Here is a 20822-nt window from a genome sequence, read left to right as displayed (position 1 = left end):
CCCTGAACGCCTTCGACATCACCTTCGACGGCCGTCTCTCCGCAGCTCGTCAGTGACCCCAACCACCCTGGTTACACCGCTCGTTTGACAGACCCAAACAGAGCCGAACGATTTGCAGTCCTGGGGGTCGGCAAGCGGGGCGGATTCCGCTCAGGGGGCTCCCGTCGCAAGGCCGCCCCACTCCAGCTCGAGGGCAGGAGGACGTTCCTGTCAGTCCCGGACGATGGACTGTATTTCCTTGACCGTGACGGCTTGTTCGTAGGTGGAGTTGCCGGCGGGAAGGGTGGGCTCACCTACCGGCTGACCGTTCGGGTCGGCGGAGTCGGTCCAGGTGACGTCCCACACAACAGAGGCTGAGAAGGGGTACGTGTCCCCCGATCTCGAGGATCGCTTGTAGGTGATGTTGCAGTCCGCGTCTTCGGAGTCGACCTGGTAGCCCCCGTTGGCTTTGGACAGGCCGTATGTGCACGACTTCGGTTCGGCGTTGTCCGTACCCGCTTTCACGGTGAGTGCCTTGGGAGTGGCCACCGTGGTCGCCGCAATGTTGACCCCGAGGTGGTCGATGCTCGCGGTCACCCACACCCGGTTCAGCGGCTGCTTGAAAACGATCCGGGTCTCCAGGTTCACCACCTGGCGGCCCGGGCTGGGGCTCAGCTTCACCGGGGGCGTCGGGAGCTTGGTGTTGTCGTACGCGATTCCGGCGAGCAGTCGCGGATCAATGGCTGCCGGGTCTCCCGGGGGATTCCCCTTGGGTACCCAGATTTCGCGTTCCTTGGCCAGGCATTCTGCGTCATCCTTGCCTGCCTCATGGTGCAAGGACCACCACAGACCCTTCTTGCCGATGTTGTAGTTCTGCTTCTCCCGCTTCTTCTGATACGCCTGGTACTCCTCCGCGTAGTCGCCCAGCACCTGCGGGGTGGGGCTCTCCGACCGCAGTGCCTTCTTGTATGCCTTCGGCTTCCACATCGGTTCGTACCAGCACGCCGGAGGCTTCCAGTTCGCTGCGGGGGCGGGTGTCATCGGCGTACCGGAGGCGGGAGCGTTGCCGTGGACGGCGATGTGCATGCCCACGGTGTCATTGCCGTCGCTCTCCGGGGTGGGCCTCTCCTCCACCACCGTGCCACCCTGCCCGTCTCCCAAGCCCGCATGCGCTGGGGACGCCACGGCCAGCAGAAGGACTGTGGTTCCCGCTGTCGCCATGCACGTGCGTCCTGTACGTCTGCTCACGGTTGGCACTCCGTGGCCCCTTTGGTCGCTTGCGTCTGCGATACCTGCCACTGCTTGCCGTCGATCTTGACCAGCCCGGCCTTCCAGGCGACGAAGTCGTCCTTGCTGGGCGTCGTCTTGAGTGTCTTCCCCGACTTCTTGTCCTTGGCGAAGGCATTGCGCTGCGACTCGCAGTACCGCACCCATGCGGCCTTCTGCGTCAGGTCGGTCACCTTGAAGTCGTAGTAGCGGAGAGAGCCGGTGAACGTCTTGTTGTCCTTGGCGAACCTCGTGATGTCCTTGCCCCAGTACTGCAATGCGGGATGCTTCCAGTACCTGATCATGTTCTTCGTCGCCGGATCCGCCTTGGTGTACGCCTCGACACGTGCCTTCGCGGCATACTCCGTGGCCTGCAGGACCTCGTCTTTCCCGGCGTCCTCTGACCGCACGCCCTTGAAGTCCAGCTTGAGATCATCGGGAAGGTCGAATGTCGGCGCCTGAGCGGCCGGTGACTCCTCAGCGGGGGAGGACTCCGCCTCTTTTTCTCCCCTGTTCGCGCCCGCGATCTTCTCGTCCCCGCCCTCGCGCTCTCCGTCGCCACCGCAACCGGTCACGAAGAGGGCACACGCGAATCCCAGAGCAGCCATCGTCCTCGTGGCTCGGCGCGGAAGATGGCGACGACGATGCACGATGCGCTCCCTGGGGGAAGGTTCGGCGACAAGTACAACCCGCGATGATAACAGTGTTCGTCACGTGAACATGATGTCCGACTGCTCACGGTGATGGACTGCGCCACGTCTGTCGAAGGCTGGTCATGTTCTGGAGTTCCTGTTCTCGACCCGTTGCGTGGAACCACGGCTGCGGTTGAGGTCGCAGTTCCTTCAGCGAGTGTTCCCTCCCCGGGAACTGGGATCCGGTTCGAGGTGTGAAGAGCTCATGCGGATACCGGCTCCAGTCCGCTACATGACGACGGTCCGCTCAGGGGCGTCGTCATGCAGCGTGCCGGTCGTGCGGTCTGTCGTGGGCCGGGGTCAGATTCGCGTCATGGTCGAGGTGTATCCGCCTCCGCCGGGGTAGACCCAATCGCCGGTCGCGGTGGCGCCGTCGGCGCTGAACGTTCCTTCGTAGTAGGCCGGGCTGCCCTTCGCGCCGGCCCAGATGGTGAGCTTGTCGCCGACCAGTTCGTAGACGTAGTCGAACGTGTTGCCGATCGAGTCGTAGTACCGCGACACGACGTCCGCACCGGTCGGCTCGCCGAACGGGCGAAGGTTCCCGATCAGTTCCATGCCGGTGACCGGCTCGCCGAACTGGGTGAGTTCCACGTGCTGGATCAGGAAGTACCGGCCGGGCATCCACTCGTACCGCACGGTTCCCTCTGCGCCGCCGGTGACCGCCCAGGTGCCGACCAGACGGTCCAGAGCCGTGAGTTCGGCGCTCGGCGGAAGGGTCTCAAACATGTCGTCCTCCTCGATGGGATCTCGCAGCCACCTCGGAGCCGTCCGGCCGCCCTCGACGTCCAGCGCCTGTGATGTACGTCACGTACATGCCGGGTCGAGATCCCGGATCCGGCGACGAGGTAGCCGGGAGACCCGCCAAGGAGGAAGCCATGACCGCCCCCGCCGTTCCCGCTGTCGCCACCGCTCGCAACCCGGACCGTCTGCTGGCCGCCGGAGCGTTCGCCGGACCGGTCTTCGCCGCGTCCGCCGTCCTTCAGATGCTCACCCGTCCGGGCTTCGACATCACCCGGCACCCGATCAGCCAGCTCGCCACCGGCGGCCTCGGCTGGATCCAGATCACCACGTTCGTGCTCGCGGGACTCGGTGGTCTCGCACTGGCCGCCGGCATCGGACGCACACTCCACGACGGAGTCGGACGGCGCGCACTGCCGGTCTGCGTCGGTGTCTTCGGCGCCGGGCTGATCGCCGCGGGGGTGTTCACCATGGACCCGGAGAACGGCTTCCCGCTGGGCACCCCGGACCGGCCGGTCGCCCGGATGTCCTGGCACAGCATCGCGCACTCCGCCTCGGCCGCCGTCGCCTTCACCGCGCTGGCCGTCGCCGCCGTCGTGCTGGCCGTGCGGTGTGTGCGTCGCCGTGCGGCACTGCCGGCCGTACTGAACGCCGCAGCCGCGCTCGTATTGGTCCTGCCCATGTCCCCGGAGCACATGAGTGTCCAGATCGCCGTGAACGGCCTGGTCGCCTTCACCTGGACCACCGTCGTCGGCACATCCCTGCGGCGCACCCCGTGACCCGCTCTACCCTCACCGCATGAGATCGAAGGGGCAACTGCGATGAAGTACCTGCTGCTCGGCTACACCTCAGCCGCCGCCTGGGACGCCGCGACCGCCGAGGAACCGTCTCCGGAGGCGCTGGCCGCGTTCGCCGTCTACCAGAAGTTCGAGCGGGAGCTGCTCGACACCGGTGAGCTCGTCAGCACCGAGGGCCTGGGCCACCCGGCGGTGAGCACCACGGTCCACCGGACACCGGACGGCACGACGGCGACCGACGGGCCGTTCGCCGAACTGAAGGAAGTGCTGGCCAGCTTCGCCGTGATCGACGTGGCCGACCGGGAACGCGCTGTGGAGATCGCCTCGCGGATCGTGGAGGTACTGGGTGAGCCCATCGAGATCCGGCCGGTCATGGGCGAGGACTTCACGTCATGACCGGCGGATCCCCGCAGGGGCCGGTGCGGCAGCCCGCCGTGCCGCCCCGATGGCCGGTGCTCCGGTGAACGGCGGCCCGCCCAGCGGTGGTCCGCAGAACGGCGCCCCGGCCTGCGGTGGTCCGGAGAACGGCGCCCCGGCCGGCGGTGCTCCGTCGGACGTCGGGCCGAAGGGGGCCGCCGACGTCGAGGATCTGCTGCGCGCCGAAGCCCCCCAGGTCCTCGGTGCGCTGGTGCGGCGCTTCGGTCGCTTCGACACGGCCGAGGACGCGGTACAGGAAGCGCTGCTGGCGGCGGTCCGGACATGGCCGGACCACGGCGTCCCGGAGGACCCGCGCAGCTGGTTGATCCGGATCGGCTACCGACGGATGGTCGACCTGCTCCGCTCCGAGCAGGCCCGGCACCGGCGTGAGCGGGACGTGGGCAGGGCCGAACTGGCCATGCGGGAAACGGGCCGCCGGGAGAGTCCCCCGCAGGAGACCGACGACAGCCTCACCCTGCTGCTCCTGTGCTGTCACCCTGCCCTCAGCCACACTTCGCAGGTGGCGCTCACCCTGCGCGCGGTCGGCGGCCTGACGACCGCCGAGATCGCGCACGCCCACGGAATTTCCGAGGCCACCATGGGGACGCGGATCAGCCGCGCCAAACAGCAGCTCACCCGGGCCGGAGCACGCTTCACCGCGCCCACCCCCGCCGACCTGCCCGCCCGTATGAGGGCTGTCATGCGGGTGCTCTACCTGATCTTCAACGAGGGGTACGCGACCTCCGCCGGTGACGAACTCGCACGTCTCGACCTGACCGCTGAGGCGATCAGACTGACCCGGACTCTCGCGGCCGCCGTGCCGGACGACGCGGAGGTGACCGGTCTGCTGGCGCTGATGCTGCTCACCGAGTCGCGGGGCGCCGCCCGTAGCGGCGAGGACGGCCGACTGCTGCCGCTGGACGAGCAGGACCGGACCCGGTGGAACCGCCCCCTGATCCAGGAGGGCACCGGGTTGATCGACAAGGTCTGGAGCCGTGGCGAGCCGGGGCCGTACCAGCTCCAGGCGGCGATCGCGGCCCTGCACGCCGCCGGGGCTCCGCAGCGCACGGACTGGCCGCAGATCGCCATGCTCTATCTGTGGCTCGAGCGCCTCACCCCGACCGCGCCGGTGCGGCTGAGCCGGGTGGTCGCGGTGGCCCGCGCCTTCGGAGCGACCCGGGGGCTGGCACTGCTCGACGACCTCAACCGGCGGCACGGACTGGACCAGGACCCCCTCACCCGGCGACGGGAACGCGCGGTGCGCGCACACCTGGTGCGGATGACGGGTGACCCGGCCGGTGCCGCGAGGCTGTACCGTGAGGCGGCCGCCCTGACCGGCAACGAGATCGAGCGCCGCTACCTGCTCGACGAAGCCGACCAGCTGATCTGACCGCCCCGACGGTGCGGCAGAGCAGAGGGTCTTTCTCTCCCCCTTCTGGAATGTCCGCCCCGTCAGAACTGTCGGCTGTCTGTTCCCAAGACGCCGTGCGCGTATCAGAATCCCGGACGTTTCGCGTCGGAAGGGCCTCTGGTGCAGGGCATGCAGATCGCCAACACCGGGGACACCAGGGCCTCCCGTGAGGAACTGGTCGCCCTGTCGGTGGCGGCCGGGCTGAACATGATGACCTCGGTCAGCAGCAAGACCAGCGTCGTCGTCACCGACAACCCCCATGCCCGGTCCGTGTCCTGTTCGCCTCACGGGCGAGTGGTCGGGGCGGGGAGAGGGCTGTTCCGGACTGGTTGTGGCGTATCCGTACCTCACGAAGACTGCTCACGACCGGGTCAAGGGGGCCGGGGTCGTCGCGTACGGGTTCCGGCCGGATGCGGGGGCTGGTGGGGCCGTCCTGCGCGCCGTCAGGTGTCCGGATTCCGATCCCGCCGGCCCCCGCCGGTCCCCAGGGGAGCCACTGTGTCGCCATCACGCCAAGCACAAGAGTTCTTCACCGGACCTTCGCAGAATGGCGGGACCGTTCCGGGCGGGAGCGGGCGCGCGTTGTCCGCCCCCTGCTGCGATGTGACGATGAGCGCGCTCGGCGACCGGCGACTGCGACGCCCCGTCACAGTGCACCGAGCTGCCGGTCGTGCACCCTGGGCGACATCAGGAGGAGTCAGATTTCGATGATGCGATCGGGATTACTTAAGGCCGTTACCGCCGCCGCCGGTGTGGCGGCAATGGCTCTCGCGGGGCTCGCCGCGACACCCGCGGCAGCAGCCGCGTCCGAGCCGTCCGCCGGTGCTGAGGCGCCCCGGGTGTCCGCGTCCGGCTTCTGGGCTTGCACAGTGCCCGCGGGCAAGACCTACACGGACACCGACCGGCGCTACCGCGGGGACTGCAACCCGAGCGGCTACGGCACCAGCTACTACGTCGTCGACCCCGCCGACGGTATCTGGGCGTGCACGGTGCCCTCGGGATTCACCTACGACGACACCGACCGGCGCTACCGCGGAGCCTGCAACCCGCAGGGTTACGGGACGGCCTACCGGCTGCGCGAGCCCCGCACCGGGATCTGGGCCTGCACCGTCCCGTCGGGCTTCTCGTACACCGACACCGACCGGCGCTACCGGGGCCCCTGCAATCCGCAGGGCTATGGCACCAGCTATCTGCTCGTGGGCTGACGAGCCCGAGGGCGCGCGGTGGCCCGGCCCGCGGGGGCGGGTCACCGGCGGCCGAGCCCGCCCGGGGCGGAGGAGCCGCGGTGCCTTCCCGGACGACGTGACAGTCGGCTCCGCCTGAGAGCCGGCTCCGCCTGACAGCCGGATCCGCCCGCCTGCCTGCCCGCCTGCGGCGTGGCCACCGCTCCGGACGAGGCGGGGGATTCTTCGGGAAGCTGACATGCCCTCATGTCGGTTCGGGCTCACGTCGTCTGTCCAGCAGCGGGTTCGGTTTCGTCCCGCCGCCGTGCTCCGGCCGCGGCGGGAACATCCGTGAGGTGAACACGTTCGCCCTGCTGCCCGTAGATGGCGATGGTCTCCGCCGCGGTGTCCTCCCGGGCGTTGCCGATCCAGTGCGGGACGTTGGTGTCGAACTCCGCGGCCTCGCCCGCCGACAGCTCCGTCCGGGTGTGGGAGAGGACGAGCTGGACCGTCCCGTGGAGTACGTAGAACCATTCCCGGCCGGGATGCACATGGAATCTCGGCGGCGGGAGTTGCGAGGCCGGCGGATAGACGACCTTGTACGCCTGCAGGCCGCCCGTCTTCATCCCGAGCGGCACGAAGGTCATTCCGTGCCGGCGGAAGGGGCGCAGATGAACCCGCGGATCGCCGGTCGTCGGCGCGGCGACGAGTTCGTCGAGCGGCACGGCGTAGGCGCGGGCAAGCGGCAGGAGTTGTTCCAGAGTCGGCCGGATGTGGCCGCGTTCGAGCCGGGAGATGGTGCTCGGCGTGAGCCCTGTCCGCTCCGCGAGCCCGGTGAGGGTGATCCCGAGAGCCTTGCGGAAGCCCCGCAGCCTCGGGCCGACGTTCTGCAGTACCGCCAGGTCGTCCCCCACGGGCCCGGCACCTCCCCCCGGATCCGCTCGTCGATCCCTCGGACCCGCTCGGCGATTTGCGGTTCTGCAAAAGAGTATGCGTTTCTGCAAGGCTGCGCTCGACGATTGCCGCATGACACTGACCCGAAGTCGGACCTCCCCTTCCCGTCGGCGACTCCTCCTGGGCGCCGGTGCGCTGACCGTCTCACTCGCCGCGAGCAGCACCGTCGGGTGGACCGCGCTCGAAGATGCTGGTGCCGCACCCGCAACCGCACCCGGCACCTCCTCCCACGGCCCCACGGCGGCGTACGACAGTGCGACGGAACACGACGTGGAATTCAACGCCACGTTCCGGCACGAATTCGCGAAAGTCCGCGGGGTGCGCATGCACTACGTCATGGGTGGCAGAGGCCCCGCGCTGGTGCTGCTGCACGGCTGGCCGCAGACCTGGTACGAGTGGCGGAAGATCATGCCGGCCCTCGCCGAGCACCACACCGTGTACGCGCTCGACCTCCCGGGCCTCGGCGACAGCAAGGGAAGCCCGGAGGGCTTCGACAAGAAGACCCTGGCCCGCTACGTGCGCGGTCTGCTGCACGACCGGATCGGACTGGAGACATTCGACCTGGCGGCACACGATCTCGGCGGTGGGGTCGGAGCGCAGTACGTCGCGCAGTTCCCCCGGCAGGTCCGCTCCTATGTGCACATGGACTATCCGCTCCCCGGGCGGAAGCTTCCCGCGGCCCAGTACCGGACCTTCTCCTGGCACATGGCCTTCAACAGCCAGCAGAAGATCCCGGAGGAACTCGTCGACAACCGGAAGGACATGCGCGCATACATCACAGCCTTCTCCGCACAAGTCGCGCACGGCGGATCCGCTTTCGGCGGCGACAGGACGAAGTCCCCCTTCACCCGGGCGGAAATCGAGGAGTACGTCCGCACCTACGGCCGCCCCGACGTACGGCATGCGGGATTCGAGCTCTACCGGAGTCTGGACCGGGACGAGCGCGACAACATCGCAGCCACTCCCGCGCACACCCCCACGCTGCTCCTCACCGCGACCGGCTCACTGGCCGCCACCCGTCCGACCCTGGCACCGATGCTGCGCAACGTCACACGCGCGGTCGAGATCCCCGAGTCGGGCCACTGGCTCGCGGAGGAGAACCCTGAGGCCGTGGTGCGCGAGATCCTGGGGTTCACCGCCGGGTGAGTCGCCCGGAAGCAGCCTGCGGGGAGCAGGTGTCGCTCGGGCGGGACGGGTCGGACAGGCCGTCGTCCGGGGCCAGGTCAGCGGAGTGGCCGCAGTCGCCTCGGTCGTTGCGCGGCGCGGGCACGGGTGGGCTCGCCGCTCCTCATGCGTGCCCGTCTCCACGGCGCCACTGCCACCGGCACGGTCCCGGCGGGCGCGGCGGCTGCGACGACCGGGTCGGTGTCGCCTCCTGGCCGTGTCCGTGCCGGGCGGGGCCGCGACCGCCCGGGCAGGCGCCGGAACTGTGCGCGTGTGGCGCGACGGGTCGTTCAGCGGTACACGTAACGTGGCGGCAGGAGACCGGCGTGCCTGGCGGACAAGCGAGGGGTCGGACCGGCTGCCGGTTGCCGGGAGGAGGAGAGGCGTGGACGCGGACGCCTGGGACGAGCGGTACAGGGCATCGGAACGCCTGTGGTCCGCCGAGCCCAACCGGTGGGTGGCCCGGGAGGCGTCCGGGCTGGCGCCGGGCCGGGCGCTGGATCTGGCCGCGGGGGAGGGCCGCAACGCCCTGTGGCTGGCCGGACGCGGCTGGCGGGTGGACGCCGTCGACTTCTCACCCGTCGCCGTGCGGCGCATCGCCGAGGCCGCGGACCGCCGGGAGGCGGAGGTGCGAGCCGTGGAGGCCGACGTCACCCGGTACGCCGCCGAAGACGCCGCGTACGACCTGGTTCTTCTCTCCTATCTTCATCTTCCCCCGCAGGACATGGCGCGGGTGCTGGCCCTGGCGTGCCGGGCCGCCCGGCCCGGCGGCACGCTGCTGCTGGTCGGCCACGACGTGGCCAACCTCGAGCAGGGGACGGGCGGGCCGCAGGATCCGCGGGTGCTGTCCAGCGTGGAGGCTGTCAGGGCCGGGTGGGAACCGTGCGCCGATGTCGTCGTGGCCGAGGTCGCACGCCGCCCGGTGGGCGAGGCCGAGGCCCTGGACACGGTGGTCCGCGCCGTCCGCCGGTGAGGTGGCCCGACGTTTCCGCTGTGCCCTCTGCGCGCCTCTGTCGTTGTCCGGCGCGCGCCCTCTGCCCGTCCTTCGTCTGCTTTCTCTGTCCTTCTGCCAGTCTGGCGCGATCCGATGGCGTGGGCCCCTCGCGGGCCGGACGGGCAGGGGCGACAGGTCCGGGTGGGGTGTCCGCCGTCGGGGGTGCGTGGGGCCATGTGCTGCTGCGGATGCGGGGTTGGCCGCGCGGGGTTGCGGATTCACGCGCCCCGGACGGCCGGACCTGACACCGCGCGGCGGCGCTGCCGCGGGGCGGTCCGTCCGGGGGTGAGCGCGGTCGGTCGCTGACCGTCACGTTCCGGCGCCGGTCGAAGGCTCGTGTGTGTCCCGGTCCGGGGCGCTGGTTCCGGGGCCCCGCATGCTCTGATCCGGCCTTTTCCGGGCTCGCCGCCGTTCGGCGGGCCCGTCCGTACCGTCGCTGCAGCCCTCCGGGCGTTCTGACATGGGCAGGAAAACACGATCTCGGTCGGCGGACCGGTCCGCTCCGCCATGTCACCGACGGGTGCGGGTGCGGGTTCCGGTCCGCCGGGCCCGGCCGGTCGCGGGCCCCGGCTCGACCTCGTCCCTCGCCCTGTCCGGGGTACCCGGCGGCCGTGCCGCACAGCGGCAGCGGTCCGGGTGCGGCTCGCTGCGGAATATACCCCCCGGGGTAAAAGTGTTACGGTGGCGAGCATACCCACGGGGGTAATTTCTCGGGAAAGGAGTACCCGGTGTTCTTCGTCGACACGATCGAGATCGAGGGCCTGGGCAACCGCAGCTACCTCGCCGGTGGGGCGCGGACGGCGGTCGCGGTGGACCCGCCCCGCGACATCGACCAGGTGCTGGCGGCTGCCGCCCGGCGAGGGGTGCGCATCTCCCATGTGGCGGAGACGCATCTCCACAACGACTACGTCACCGGCGGCCCGGAGCTCGCCCGGATCATCGGAGCCGACTATCTCGTCCCGGCCGGTGCGCGGGTCTCGTTCTCCCGGATCCCGGTCGCCGACGGAGACACCGTCGACATCGACACGGAACTGACGCTGGCGGCCGTGGCGACGCCCGGACACACGCCGCACCACACCGCCTACGTACTCGGCGAGGCGGGGCGTCCGGTCGCCGCGTTCACCGGCGGCTCCCTGCTCATCGGCACGGTCGGCCGCCCGGACCTCGTCGAGCCGCGCCTGACCGCGCAGTTGGCGCACGCCCAGCACGCCTCGGCCCACCGCCTCGCCGATGCCCTGCCCGACGAGACCGCTGTCCTGCCCACGCACGGATTCGGCAGCTTCTGCTCGTCCGCCCAGGCCGACGGCGACACCACGACCATCGGAGAGGAGAAGGCCGCCAACACGGCCCTCACTTCCGACGCCGGCACCTTCGTCGCCGAGCTGCTCGCCGGACTGGAGGACGTGCCCGCCTACTACGCGCACATGGGCCCGGCCAATGCCCGGGGCCCCGCCCCCGTCGATCTGACCCGGCCCGCGGTCGCGGACCCGGACGGGATCGCGGCGCGGCTCGCGGCGGGTGAGTGGGTGGTGGACCTGCGCCACCGGGTCGCCTTCGCGGAAGGCCATGTCGCCGGCTCGTTCAACTTCGAGGCGGAGGGCAAGCTCGCCACCTACCTGGCCTGGATGATTCCCTGGGGCAAGCCGGTCACCCTGCTCGCGGACTCGGCGGAGCAACTGGCCGCCGCACAGCGGGAACTGGTCCGTGTCGGCATCGACCGGCCCGCCTCCGCTGCGACCGGTGGTCCTGCGGCCTGGCTTCGCGACGGGGAGCGCCCCGCCTCCTTCCCCCGTGCCACGTTCGCGGAACTGGCGGCGCGGGACGAGGAGGATGTCGTCGTCCTCGATGTGCGCCGCGACTCCGAGCGCGTCGCGGGATGGATAGCGGGGTCCGTCCACATTCCGATCCACGAGGTGCACAGCAGGCTCGGTGAGGTGCCCGGCGGAACGGTCTGGGTGCACTGCGCCGGCGGCATGCGCGCCGGTATCGCGGCCTCGCTGCTGGATGCCGTCGGGCGGCGGGTCGTTGCCGTGGACGACAGCTTCGACGCGGCTGCCGAGGCCGGACTGACCGTCGTCACCGGTTGAAACGCGCAGGGGCCGGACCGTCCGGCCCCTTGCCGCACCCCGGGACGAGACCCCGGGACGAGAACCCGGGACGAGAACCCGAACGAGAAAGGCGACGTCGACGATGTTCCTCTTCCGTAGGAGCGCACCGCGTCTGGCCGTGGACGAGGCCCGCACCCGTACCGCCGGGGACCGGCCCGCGGCGGTTCTGCTGGATGTGCGCGAGGAGTCGGAGTGGCAGGCGGGGCACGCCCCCGGTGCCGTGCACGCCCCGCTCACCGGGCTGGCAGCGGGCGCGGCCCTGCCCGCTGCCGCACAGCGCCGTCCGCTCGTGGTGATCTGCCGCAGCGGGCACCGCTCCCAGCAGGCCGCGAAGCTGCTCACCGAGCGGAACACGGACGCGGTGGACGTCGAGGGCGGCATGAACGCGTGGGCCGCTGCTGGGTTCCCGGTCGTCGACGAACGCGGGAAGACCGGCTCGATAGCGTGAGCCTCCTGGTCGTCGCCCTGATCGCCGGGGCCGTCGTCGGCCTGGCCCTCGGAGCGCTCGGCGGTGGCGGCAGCGTGCTCGCCGTACCGGCGCTGATCTATCTGCTGGGGTTCTCCCCGGCGTCCGCGACCACCGCCAGCCTGATCATCGTCACCGCGACCTCGGCCACTGCCCTCTACGGGCACGCCCGGGACGGCAACGTCGTGTGGCGGACCGGGGCGCTGTTCGCGGCCGCCGGCATCGTGCCCGCGGTCCTGGCGGGGGCTGCGGCGGGCCGCCTCCCGGCAGCCGCACTCACCACCGCCTTCGCGGTCATCGCCGCGCTGGCCGCCCTGCGCATGCTGCGGCCCGCGGACTCCGAGCCGCCCGAGCGGATACGTCCCGCCAAGGCGGCGGGGGCGGGTGCCGGGCTGGGAGCCGTGACGGGACTCCTCGGCGTCGGCGGCGGGTTCCTCGCGGTCCCCGCGCTGGTGGGGGTCCTCGGGCTGCGGATGAAGCAGGCCGTGGGCACCAGCCTGCTGGTCATCACCGTGAACTCGCTGGCCGCGCTCACCGCCCGGGCGGGTGGTGGCGGAGACCTGCGCTGGGAGGTGATCGCGCCGTTCACCGGAGCCGCGATCCTCGGGGCCTGGGACGGGAAACGCCTGGCCACGAAGATCACCGGCCGCTCCCTGCAGCGGATCTTCGCCGTCGTCCTGCTGGCGGTGGCGGCCTTCATGCTCGTGGACGTGGTCGTCTGAGGGCGCGAGCCGCCGGGCACCCGGGACGGACGGCTCGGCACGGTCGGGCGGGGCGGTGGCCCGGGGCGGTCGGATCAGGCCAGGGAGAGGAAGAGCTTCTCCAGCCGGGCGCGCATCTCGTCCCGGTCCTCTCCGGAGCGGCTGCCGTCCTCCATGTCGGTCAGGCACTGCTGCAGCCCGGTGGCGATGATCGCGAACCCGGCCCGGTCCAGCGCCCGCGACGCGGCCGCCAGCTGCGTGACGACCTCCTCGCAGTCCCGCCCCTCCTCGATCATCCGGATCACCCCGGAGATCTGGCCCTGCGCCCGGCGCAGCCGGTTGAGGACCGCCTTCAGTTCCGCTGCCGCCAGCTCAAGTTCCATCATCACTCCTCGCGAGATACCCCTAGGGGTAATCTACCGCCCCGAGGGGGCACCGCCGGAAGAAAAGGATGACACCTGCCATGACCACGCCCACCGCCCTCGGTACCGGAGAAGCCCGCACTCGGCTGCACGAGCTCACCGTCATCGACGTCCGCACCCCTGGCGAATACGCCGACGGGCACCTGCCCGGCGCGCTGAACGTCCCCCTCGACAAGCTCCGGCGGGCCCTGCCCGACATCCGCCATGCGGCCGACCGCGGCGACATCCTGGTCGTCTGTGCGTCCGGCGCCCGGTCCGAGAACGCCTGCCGGATCCTCGCCGAGCACGGCATCGAGACCGCCACCCTCTCCGGCGGCACCGGCGCCTGGGCCGCCGACGGCCACGACCTGCACCGCCCGCAGGGCGCCGGCGGCGCCACCTGGGGCATGGAGCGGCAGGTCCGCTTCACCGCCGGTACGGTCGTCCTCCTCGGCCTTCTCCTCGGCCTGCTCGTCCACCCGGCCTTCCGACTGCTCTCCGCAGGCATCGCCGCCGGGCTGGTCTTCTCGGCCCTCACCAACACCTGCGGCATGGCCGTCCTGCTCGCCAAGCTGCCCCACAACCGCCCGCGCGCCGCCGACCTCGACGCCACCCTGGCCGAACTCCGCAGCCGCTGAGTCGGATCGGTCCCACAGCCGGCCGCCCGCCGGCGCCGTCCCACTCCGTTCGGCCCCGCCTGCTGCGGGGCAGGACGGCGGCCGGCCCGAGGGCGGGACCACCGGGCCGACCGGGCCGACCGGGCCGCGAGCGGGGTCAGGCCGCGGTGAAGCCGCCGTCGGCAGCGACCACGGCGCCCGTGACGAAGCCGGACCTCGGCGAGGCGAGGAAGCACAGGACCTCGGCGATCTCCCGAGGCCGGGCCACCCGGCCCAGGGGGTGGGCATCGGCGAAGGAGGCGAGGTAGGCGCGGCTGTCGGTGCGGAACGTGTCGAGGAAGTCGGTCTCGACGACGCCCGCGGCGACGAGGTTCGCGCGGATGCCCAGCGGTCCGCCCTCCAACGCCAGCACCTTCGTCAGCTGGGCCAGCGCACCCTTCGAGGCGCTGTAGGCGGCGCCCTCGGGCAGGCCGACGGTCGACGCGTAGGAGCCCGTGCCGACGATGGCTCCGCCGCCGCGGTCCTTCATGGCCCGGAAGGCTTCGCGGGCGAAGAAGAACGCGCCACGGGCGTTGAGCGCCATGACGCTGTCCCAGTCCTCGGCCGTGGTCTCGGTGACGGGCCGGTTCAGGGCGCGCCCGGCGTTGTTGACCAGGATGTCCAGGCCGCCGAAGGCGTCCACGGCCGAGCGCACCGCGCGCATGGCGGTGTCTTCCGCGGTGACGTCGCCGGCCACTGTCGCGACCCCTGGGAACTCCTCGGGCAGCGTGGCGAGTTCGGGCCGCACATCGACGGCAGCGACGCGTGCGCCGCGCGCATGCAGGAGCGCCACGGTCGCCCTGCCCACACCGCGTGCGGCTCCGGTGACCAGGGCGACCCTTCCGGTGAATTCTGCCGCTTCGGCGGCCCCGGGAACTCCAGAGGCTTCGGGCACCGCGGCGGACGGAGTTGCAGAGGGCATGGTGTCCTTCCTGTGACGGGTGGGGTTGTGGCTCCGGGCAGGGAGCCGGAGGGGCAGCGGGGGCAGCGCCGCGGGAACCGGCCGTCGGCCCGCGCGGTGGGGCCGTGCGGCCGGACGGTTCAGTACGCGGTGAGCCCGCCGTCGACGAGGAGTTCCGCGCCGGTGACGAACGAGGAGTCGGCACAGGCGAGGAAGAGGACGGCGGATGCGATCTCGTCGGCGCGGCCGGCCCGGCGCATCGGGGTGCGCCGGATGTCCGGCTGCTGGTCGCCCTCCTCGTCCAGCAGGTCCTGGATCATCGGTGTGGCGATCACCCCGGGATGTATCGAGTTGACCCGCACGCCGCGTCGGGCGTACTCGACGGCGGCCGTCTTGCTCAGCAGCCGCACCGCGCCCTTGGACGCCTGGTAGGCCGCGGCCGCGCCGCTCCCCACGAGTCCGAGCACCGAGGAGGTGTTGATCACCGATGCGTCGCCGCTCGCGCGCAGCAGCGGCATCGCCGCCTTCATACCGAGCCAGGTGCCTTTCTGGTTCACGTCGATGACGCGGTCCCACGCCTCTTCCCGGGTGTCCTCGACGCCCGGCCAGTCCACGATGCCCGCGAGGTTCACGAGCACGTCCAGCGCCCCGAACCGGTCCCGGACGAGCCCGATCACCTCGTCCCACTCGCGCGCCGAGGAGACGTCGAGGCGGGCGCGGACGGCCTCGGCGCCGGCTGCCCCGACGCGGTCCGCCAGTTGCCGCAGCGGCTCCTCGGCGACATCGCTGACCACGAGCCGGGCGCCTTCGCGGGCGAAGAGTTCGGCGACCGCCGTGCCGATGCCGCCGGTCGCCCCGGTGATCAGCGCGACCTTGCCGTCCAGGCGTCGTCCCGTCATGGAATGCTCCTGTTCCTTCTCGATGTCTCCCGCCGCGGGGCCGGTTCCGCGTTCCGTCGGCCTCGGTCGCGCCGCAGCGAAGGGGGTGTAGGCGTCCGGCCGGACGCTGTCTCCGTCGTCCGGCCGGCCGCGGCGGCGAGGGGCCGCACCGGGCGGACAGCGCCCCGGCTACTTCCGCTCGCGATGGAGCACGAGGTGTTCGTGGTGGAGCACGCCGTCCCGGATCTCGCCCGTGGCGGTGAAGCCGGTGTCGTCGACGTAGTCGAGGTGGTCGCCGGTCACCGTGTAGCGGCCCGTGTACGCGCTGCGCCGGGTGCCCCGGGCCTCGTCGTAGCGGCCGTCCGGCAGCAGCTCCTGACGGATGTGGCCGTCCGCGGTGACCCACATGCCGACCACGTCGGCGTTCTCGGGGACGTTCTCGGGGACGTTCTCGGGGACATGGTCGGTGCGTGCGGTTCCGGTCATGTGAACGTCTCTCCTCGGTGCGGGGTGGGGTGCTGCACCGAGTCTGCGCAGGTCACAGAGAAGGCGACCAGGACGTCTCGAGCCTGGGTGCGGCACACCCGGGCAGCGCGGACGGCCACTGCCTAGCCTGGGGAGCATGGACGACAAGCACCTGGGGGAGTTCCTACGCGCACGCCGGGCCGGTCTGCGGCCGCAGGACGTCGGCATGGCGAGTCACGGCGTGCGCCGGGTCGCCGGACTGCGCCGCGAGGAGGTCGCAGTCCTGGCCGGGGTGAACGCCGATTACTACACCCGCCTGGAACAGGGCCGGGAGCGCAACCCCTCGCCGCAGGTGCTGGAAGCGCTCGGCCGCGCACTGCGCCTCGACACGGAGGCCCGGGCCCACCTTCACCGGCTGGCCGGGGCCGCGCCGGGCGGCCCCTCTCCCGTCCACGCCACCGACCGCGTCGGTCCCGCACTGCGTCAGCTCATGGACGGCTACGCCCGCACCCCGGCCCTCGTCATGAACCGCACCCTGGATCTGCTCGCCACCAATGCCCTGGCCGACGCGCTCTACGCCCCCTTCGGCCCGGCGGACAACCTGGCCCGTATGACCTTCCTCGACCCGGCCGGCCGGCAGTTCCACGCCGACTGGGACCGGGCGGCACAAGCGGCCGTCGCCAACCTGCGCCAGGCGCTCGGCTACGATCCCGACAGCCCGCGACTGGGCGAACTCGTCGGTCTGCTCACGGAGCAGAGTGCGGAGTTCAGCCGGCTGTGGCAGGCCCATTCCGTGCGCGGCAAGACGCAGGAGGCCAAGCACCTCGTCCATCCGGACGTCGGCGCACTGGCGTTGACCTACCAGTCCTTCGACGTCCGTGACGCCCCGGGCCAGCAACTCGTCATCTACCATGCGGAACCGGGCAGCCCCACGGCGCACGCCCTGGATCTCCTCGGCTCCCTGCACGCCACCCGGCGCCGGGCCGACTCCGATTCCGCCACCCCGTAGGACCGGGTACGGCACGACGGGGACGTGCCCCCGCGACGACGAGGCGGCCCCCGGTCCGCCGGGGGAACCGGCAGGAAGTCCGGACCGGCGCACGACCGGTAGACCCGATGTCCTCTCAGGCGGTGTCCCGCATACGGGCGGAGAGGTCGGCGCCCGGATGGAAGTTGGGGCGCTGTTCCACCTCGTCGTAGTAGCGGTGGAAGACCGGGGTGAGGCCACCGGAGACCGGAGGAACGATCCAGCTCCAGTCCGCGGTGACGGTACGGCCCTGCTGCTCCTCCTTGGCGAGGTGGGTGAGGAAGCGGCGCGACTCCGTGTGGTGATCGCTGATGCGCACTCCGGCGGCCTGAAAGGAGTGCAGTACCGCGACATTGATCTCGACGAGTGCGCGGTCCCGCCAGAGCGTGGCCTCGCTGCTGGTGTCGAGGCCCAGACAGGCGGCTACCGTGGGCAGCAGGTTGTAGCGGTCCTCGTCGACGAGGTTGCGGGCACCTATCTCGGTGCCCATGTACCAGCCGTTGAACGGGGCGAGGGGGTAGTCGACGCCGCCGATCCGCAGCCGCATGCCGGATATCACCGGGACCCCGTACCAGCGCAGGCCGAGCTGGTCGATCCGGTTGCAGTCCGGATGCCGGAGCGGAACCTCCAGGACCGCGTCCGACGGGAGGTCGAAGAGCCGGGGCTTGTCGCCGGGGGCGTCGACGACGAGCGGCAGCACGTCGAACATCCCCTCCGGGCCCTGCCAGCCCAGGCGGCGCACCGCCGCGGTCAGGTCGACGCTCACCGGGTCGCCCAGCACGCTGCCGTCCGCGCGGCGGTGGCCCGCGTACCGGACGAGTTGGTCGTTCCAGACCCGGGGCGCGGGACGTGCGGGTGTGTCGGGCGCGAAGACGGAGATCACGGGGCGGATGCGGCCGCCGTTGGTGGCCTGGCGCAGGTGATCGGTGAGGTGGTGGTGGATCTCCTCGGCCGTGTGCGCGTCCCGGCGGTCCAGCACCCGCAGGCTCTGCCAGTACAGACGTCCGATGCAGCGGGCGGAGTTGCGCCACGCCACCCGTGCTCCCCAGGTGAGCTCCTCCGGGGTGTGCCAGTAGCTGCCCGTCGCGTCGATGGCGGCCCGGACCTGCTGCAGTCGGGTGCTGAGCGGAACCGGCAGTCCCGGGTGCTCGGCGTGGAACTGGTGGAGGAACTCCTCCGCCTCGTCCCGGTCGGCGACAGGGCCCGCGGACGGTCCGGGGAGGCCGGAGGCAGCGGAGGACGCCGCTACGGGGCAGGCATCGAAGTGCACGGGTACCTCACAGAGGGGCGGAGGCCGCCCATGTCGCAGGCGAAGCCGGCCGACTGCGGCCTCGGAGAGCAAAGCTAGAGGTTAACGCCCCTGTCCAGCCGGCCGGCAGGCCGGAGGTCCCGGAAACCGATATGTCGGCGTTCAGTTCCCGCGCATCGGGTCGTCGCCGACGTTCCCGGCTTCGCCGCGGGCGTCCCGGAGTTCCGGACGCCCTCTTGGGCGCCCGGCGGCCTGGGCGCATCGCCCGCAGGTCAGGCGGGGCGCAGGACCACCGGAAGGCTGGTCATGCCGGACAGCAGGTTCGAATAGACCCGGCGGGGCTCCCCGTTCGGTTCGATCGTGGCCACGATGTCGCGGAGCGCGGTGAGCATGGCCGCGATCTCGGCGCGCCCGAGGTATGCGCCGAGGCAGAAGTGCGGCCCGTAGCCGAAGGCGATCTGCTTGTTCGGAGTACGGGCCAGGTCGAAGCGGCCCGGGTCCGCGAAGACCTCTTCATCCATGTTGGCCGAGTTGTTCCAGAGAGTGACGATGTCGCCGGCCTTGATCTCCTGCCCGCGGTCGCCGACCGGAACATCCTCCAGCGCGGACCGGCCGAAGTGGATCGCGGGCGTCGTCCAGCGCAGGACCTCCTCGACGGCCGTGGAGACATCCACCTCGCCGTCGAGCAGCGCACGCCACTGATCCGGGTGTTCGAGGAACGCCGCTACGGCACCCGTCATCGAGAGCCGGCTGGTCTCGTCGCCGCCGAGGATGAGGCTGTAGCAGTTGACGACGATCTCGTCCATCGTGAGCGGCTTGCCCTCGAGGGTGCCGGTGGCGAGCATGCTGACCGCGTCCGTACCGGGGTTCTTCCGGCGCTCGGTGGCCAGCTTCTCGAAGTAGGCGAGGATGTCGTTGCGTGCCTGCCAGGCGACAGCGGGGGACTGGGCCGCCCCGTCCGATCCCAGCGCCGCCTCGGTGCACTCCAGTACGAAGGGACGGTCCGCCTGCGGCACGGCCATGAGGTCGCAGATCGCGTTGAGCGGGATGTGCGCGGCCACGTCCCGTGCGAAGTCGCACTCCTCCCGCGCGACGGCGTCGAGCAGGAGCTGCCGGGCGGCTGCTTGGATGTTCTCCACCACCCCGGTGAGCACCCGCGGCGAGAACGCCTTGAGCAGGATCCTGCGCAGATCATTGTGACGCGGACCGTCCGTCACCGCGGCCATCATGCCCGCCGCCGAGTCACCGCCCATCAGGAGCGTGGTGAGAACATTCCCCTTCTCGGAGGTGAAGCGCGTGGTGTCGCGGTAGAGGGTGGAGACGTCCTCGTGGCGCGAAACGACCCAGAAGCCCTCCGACCCGCCCACCGGCCGGTGCTTGTAGAAGGGCTGTTCCTTCCGCAGCCGCTGCCACACCTGGGTGAGGTCATACTCGGTGTGCGTGCGCGGATCGGCCAGATCCAGTGTGTCCAGAGCACCGGAATCGGGCGTGATGAGGCTGGACATGCAGGGGGACTCGCCTTCGGTACGGAGGTACTGCGGAGCTGCGCCGGAAAGCATCTACCCGGGGTGCTGCGCTGGGGCGCCGTCCGAATGGGTGTAGAGCCGGGTCGTGTAATAGTCGGTGTCCGGTGAGGCCAGCGTGTCGCCCAACTGTGTCCAGGCTGCGCGCTGTTCCACCTCGGGAAGGAGAGCCGACCCCACCAAGCACATCACCGCTGAGCGCGGGGTCCGGGCGAGAGACGCCTCGATGTTGTCGAGGACTGTAGCGGCGACGGTGGCGGAGAAGGGTTCGTAGAAATAGAAGAACCCCGCGTCGTCGGGGATCTCGAGGTCCCTTGCGTCCTTGTGGTGGATCTCGATGGGGCTCCGGGGCGCCGGTGAGTTCTTGGTGGTGTGCTCGACATTCCTTCTGGCGGTTGCACAGAGATCGGAGGAGTAATCAACGCCGATGACTCTCTTGAAAGGGAACTCGGCCGCGATGAGCAGCACACGCCCCTTTCCTGAGCCGAAGTCGACGAAGGAGATCCTCTCGTACCGGACACCGGCTGCGGTGATGGCCGAGCGCACCGTGCGGACCGGGGTCGGCGAGTATCGTGAATTGTTCTCCAGGGTGCTGTCGTCGGCCTCCAGGATTTCCCAGGGCTCCACCGGTGCGCCTGTCTCCACGCCGAGCGACGTGTCGAATCCTTCAATGTTGTCGATCTCGGCCAACGTCCCATCGAACTGCTGCTGATTTTCCAGAATCTCCAGGGCGCTTCGCCGGGCATTGTTTTCTTGCATGAACTTTGCACGTCCCTCGAGTTCGGACGGGGGTCGTCCCTCGTACGGGTGGGTGGACGGTCCGTCCGCGCGCGGAGTCGGTCGGGCAGGCAGAGTGCAGCTCTCCCCGGACG

General features: G+C 70.9%; 22 protein-coding genes. 11 read left to right on the top strand and 11 right to left on the bottom strand.

Translation table 11 applies throughout. From position 1 onward, the window contains the following. Positions 1 to 210: 210 nt before the first annotated feature. The 3 genes from ACFYNS_RS27440 to ACFYNS_RS27430 form a co-directional block, all read right to left on the bottom strand. Positions 211 to 1116: a hypothetical protein gene (locus ACFYNS_RS27440; RefSeq protein WP_388605533.1), complete on the bottom strand. Its 906-nt coding sequence runs from the start codon at positions 1114 to 1116 to the stop codon at positions 211 to 213. A gap of 107 nt (positions 1117 to 1223) precedes the next feature. Further along, positions 1224 to 1853: a hypothetical protein gene (locus ACFYNS_RS27435; RefSeq protein WP_388605532.1), complete on the bottom strand. Its 630-nt coding sequence runs from the start codon at positions 1851 to 1853 to the stop codon at positions 1224 to 1226. A 384-nt stretch (positions 1854 to 2237) separates the two neighbouring features. Next, positions 2238 to 2663 carry a hypothetical protein gene (locus ACFYNS_RS27430; RefSeq protein WP_075003322.1) on the bottom strand — a complete coding sequence of 142 codons (426 nt, stop codon included), beginning with the start codon at positions 2661 to 2663 and terminating at the stop codon, positions 2238 to 2240. Positions 2664 to 2812: 149 nt separating this feature from the next. Here ACFYNS_RS27430 and ACFYNS_RS27425 point away from each other — a divergent pair, with 149 nt between their 5' ends. The 4 genes from ACFYNS_RS27425 to ACFYNS_RS27410 all read left to right on the top strand — a co-directional run bounded on the left by ACFYNS_RS27425 (position 2813) and on the right by ACFYNS_RS27410 (position 6505). After that, positions 2813 to 3454 carry a DUF998 domain-containing protein gene (locus tag ACFYNS_RS27425; protein WP_360292806.1) on the top strand — a complete coding sequence of 214 codons (642 nt, stop codon included), beginning with the start codon at positions 2813 to 2815 and terminating at the stop codon, positions 3452 to 3454. Positions 3455 to 3496: 42 nt separating this feature from the next. After that, positions 3497 to 3868 (top strand): YciI family protein, encoded by a 372-nt coding sequence (locus tag ACFYNS_RS27420; RefSeq protein WP_360292803.1) that lies wholly within the window; start codon positions 3497 to 3499, stop codon positions 3866 to 3868. 193 nt (positions 3869 to 4061) lie between these two features. Then, the gene (locus ACFYNS_RS27415) at positions 4062 to 5279 is read left to right on the top strand and encodes an RNA polymerase sigma factor (RefSeq protein ID WP_388605536.1); all 1218 of its coding nucleotides are present in this window, start codon (positions 4062 to 4064) and stop codon (positions 5277 to 5279) included. 890 nt (positions 5280 to 6169) lie between these two features. Further along, on the top strand, positions 6170 to 6505 hold the full coding sequence (locus ACFYNS_RS27410; protein WP_360292798.1) for a hypothetical protein: 336 nt from the start codon (positions 6170 to 6172) through the stop codon (positions 6503 to 6505). A gap of 239 nt (positions 6506 to 6744) precedes the next feature. On the opposite strand, the gene ACFYNS_RS27405 is transcribed toward ACFYNS_RS27410, so the two are convergent. After that, positions 6745 to 7377 (bottom strand): helix-turn-helix domain-containing protein, encoded by a 633-nt coding sequence (locus tag ACFYNS_RS27405; protein WP_388605531.1) that lies wholly within the window; start codon positions 7375 to 7377, stop codon positions 6745 to 6747. A 112-nt stretch (positions 7378 to 7489) separates the two neighbouring features. Between ACFYNS_RS27405 and ACFYNS_RS27400 the strand changes: the two genes are divergently transcribed. The 5 genes from ACFYNS_RS27400 to ACFYNS_RS27380 all read left to right on the top strand — a co-directional run bounded on the left by ACFYNS_RS27400 (position 7490) and on the right by ACFYNS_RS27380 (position 12871). Then, the gene (locus ACFYNS_RS27400) at positions 7490 to 8563 is read left to right on the top strand and encodes an alpha/beta fold hydrolase (RefSeq protein ID WP_388605530.1); all 1074 of its coding nucleotides are present in this window, start codon (positions 7490 to 7492) and stop codon (positions 8561 to 8563) included. 403 nt (positions 8564 to 8966) lie between these two features. Next, the gene (locus ACFYNS_RS27395; protein WP_360292789.1) at positions 8967 to 9554 is read left to right on the top strand and encodes a class I SAM-dependent methyltransferase; all 588 of its coding nucleotides are present in this window, start codon (positions 8967 to 8969) and stop codon (positions 9552 to 9554) included. Positions 9555 to 10303: 749 nt separating this feature from the next. Then, entirely contained in the window at positions 10304 to 11662 is a 1359-nt protein-coding gene (locus ACFYNS_RS27390; protein WP_388605529.1) for a rhodanese-like domain-containing protein, read from the top strand. A gap of 103 nt (positions 11663 to 11765) precedes the next feature. Further along, a complete protein-coding gene (locus tag ACFYNS_RS27385) occupies positions 11766 to 12131 on the top strand; it encodes a rhodanese-like domain-containing protein (RefSeq protein ID WP_360292783.1) in 366 nt (121 codons plus the stop codon). Further along, complete coding sequence (locus ACFYNS_RS27380) at positions 12128 to 12871, top strand: sulfite exporter TauE/SafE family protein (RefSeq protein WP_388605528.1); 744 nt, start codon at positions 12128 to 12130, stop codon at positions 12869 to 12871. Before ACFYNS_RS27385 ends, ACFYNS_RS27380 begins: the two co-directional genes overlap by 4 nt. A gap of 74 nt (positions 12872 to 12945) precedes the next feature. Here ACFYNS_RS27380 and ACFYNS_RS27375 read toward each other — a convergent pair whose 3' ends face one another. Next, complete coding sequence (locus ACFYNS_RS27375) at positions 12946 to 13233, bottom strand: metal-sensitive transcriptional regulator (protein ID WP_388605535.1); 288 nt, start codon at positions 13231 to 13233, stop codon at positions 12946 to 12948. An 80-nt stretch (positions 13234 to 13313) separates the two neighbouring features. On the opposite strand from ACFYNS_RS27375, the gene ACFYNS_RS27370 reads away from it, so the two are divergent. Beyond that, positions 13314 to 13889 (top strand): rhodanese-like domain-containing protein, encoded by a 576-nt coding sequence (locus tag ACFYNS_RS27370; RefSeq protein WP_360292779.1) that lies wholly within the window; start codon positions 13314 to 13316, stop codon positions 13887 to 13889. 136 nt (positions 13890 to 14025) lie between these two features. Here ACFYNS_RS27370 and ACFYNS_RS27365 read toward each other — a convergent pair whose 3' ends face one another. From ACFYNS_RS27365 to ACFYNS_RS27355, 3 genes are all read right to left on the bottom strand, one after another. Further along, entirely contained in the window at positions 14026 to 14829 is an 804-nt protein-coding gene (locus tag ACFYNS_RS27365) for an SDR family oxidoreductase (protein ID WP_360292776.1), read from the bottom strand. A 119-nt stretch (positions 14830 to 14948) separates the two neighbouring features. Continuing rightward, positions 14949 to 15707 (bottom strand): SDR family NAD(P)-dependent oxidoreductase, encoded by a 759-nt coding sequence (locus tag ACFYNS_RS27360; protein ID WP_388605527.1) that lies wholly within the window; start codon positions 15705 to 15707, stop codon positions 14949 to 14951. 168 nt (positions 15708 to 15875) lie between these two features. Next, a complete protein-coding gene (locus ACFYNS_RS27355) occupies positions 15876 to 16172 on the bottom strand; it encodes an Atu4866 domain-containing protein (protein ID WP_388605526.1) in 297 nt (98 codons plus the stop codon). Between the two features lie 136 nt (positions 16173 to 16308). Between ACFYNS_RS27355 and ACFYNS_RS27350 the strand changes: the two genes are divergently transcribed. Next, positions 16309 to 17160, top strand: coding sequence for a helix-turn-helix transcriptional regulator (locus ACFYNS_RS27350; protein ID WP_388605525.1), 852 nt, complete (start codon positions 16309 to 16311; stop codon positions 17158 to 17160). Positions 17161 to 17275: 115 nt separating this feature from the next. Here the strand turns inward: ACFYNS_RS27350 and ACFYNS_RS27345 are convergent, their stop codons facing one another. The 3 genes from ACFYNS_RS27345 to ACFYNS_RS27335 form a co-directional block, all read right to left on the bottom strand. Further along, positions 17276 to 18448 carry a nitric oxide synthase oxygenase gene (locus ACFYNS_RS27345; protein WP_360292765.1) on the bottom strand — a complete coding sequence of 391 codons (1173 nt, stop codon included), beginning with the start codon at positions 18446 to 18448 and terminating at the stop codon, positions 17276 to 17278. 251 nt (positions 18449 to 18699) lie between these two features. Continuing rightward, positions 18700 to 19932: a cytochrome P450 gene (locus ACFYNS_RS27340; RefSeq protein WP_360690602.1), complete on the bottom strand. Its 1233-nt coding sequence runs from the start codon at positions 19930 to 19932 to the stop codon at positions 18700 to 18702. A 54-nt stretch (positions 19933 to 19986) separates the two neighbouring features. Further along, positions 19987 to 20709, bottom strand: a complete 723-nt coding sequence (locus ACFYNS_RS27335; RefSeq protein WP_360690599.1) for a class I SAM-dependent methyltransferase — start codon at positions 20707 to 20709, stop codon at positions 19987 to 19989. Between the last annotated feature and the right edge of the window lie 113 nt (positions 20710 to 20822).

This window comes from Streptomyces sp. NPDC006925 (assembly GCF_042869575.1).
Lineage (GTDB): Bacteria > Actinomycetota > Actinomycetes > Streptomycetales > Streptomycetaceae > Streptomyces.
Note: the sequence above shows the minus strand (reverse complement) of the source record. Positions and strands in the feature narration are given on the sequence as shown.

Excerpts from the sequence above, each read along its gene's own strand:
- ACFYNS_RS27435 (WP_388605532.1), bottom strand. The coding sequence starts at position 1,853 with ATGGCTGCTCTGGGATTCGCGTGTGCCCTCTTCGTGACCGGTTGCGGT.
- ACFYNS_RS27430 (WP_075003322.1), bottom strand. The coding sequence starts at position 2,663 with ATGTTTGAGACCCTTCCGCCGAGCGCCGAACTCACGGCTCTGGACCGT.
- ACFYNS_RS27425 (WP_360292806.1), top strand. The coding sequence starts at position 2,813 with ATGACCGCCCCCGCCGTTCCCGCTGTCGCCACCGCTCGCAACCCGGAC.
- ACFYNS_RS27420 (WP_360292803.1), top strand. The coding sequence starts at position 3,497 with ATGAAGTACCTGCTGCTCGGCTACACCTCAGCCGCCGCCTGGGACGCC.
- ACFYNS_RS27400 (WP_388605530.1), top strand. The coding sequence starts at position 7,490 with ATGACACTGACCCGAAGTCGGACCTCCCCTTCCCGTCGGCGACTCCTC.
- ACFYNS_RS27385 (WP_360292783.1), top strand. The coding sequence starts at position 11,766 with ATGTTCCTCTTCCGTAGGAGCGCACCGCGTCTGGCCGTGGACGAGGCC.
- ACFYNS_RS27375 (WP_388605535.1), bottom strand. The coding sequence starts at position 13,233 with ATGGAACTTGAGCTGGCGGCAGCGGAACTGAAGGCGGTCCTCAACCGG.
- ACFYNS_RS27370 (WP_360292779.1), top strand. The coding sequence starts at position 13,314 with ATGACCACGCCCACCGCCCTCGGTACCGGAGAAGCCCGCACTCGGCTG.
- ACFYNS_RS27365 (WP_360292776.1), bottom strand. The coding sequence starts at position 14,829 with ATGCCCTCTGCAACTCCGTCCGCCGCGGTGCCCGAAGCCTCTGGAGTT.
- ACFYNS_RS27360 (WP_388605527.1), bottom strand. The coding sequence starts at position 15,707 with ATGACGGGACGACGCCTGGACGGCAAGGTCGCGCTGATCACCGGGGCG.
- ACFYNS_RS27355 (WP_388605526.1), bottom strand. The coding sequence starts at position 16,172 with ATGACCGGAACCGCACGCACCGACCATGTCCCCGAGAACGTCCCCGAG.
- ACFYNS_RS27350 (WP_388605525.1), top strand. The coding sequence starts at position 16,309 with ATGGACGACAAGCACCTGGGGGAGTTCCTACGCGCACGCCGGGCCGGT.
- ACFYNS_RS27340 (WP_360690602.1), bottom strand. The coding sequence starts at position 19,932 with ATGTCCAGCCTCATCACGCCCGATTCCGGTGCTCTGGACACACTGGAT.
- ACFYNS_RS27335 (WP_360690599.1), bottom strand. The coding sequence starts at position 20,709 with ATGCAAGAAAACAATGCCCGGCGAAGCGCCCTGGAGATTCTGGAAAAT.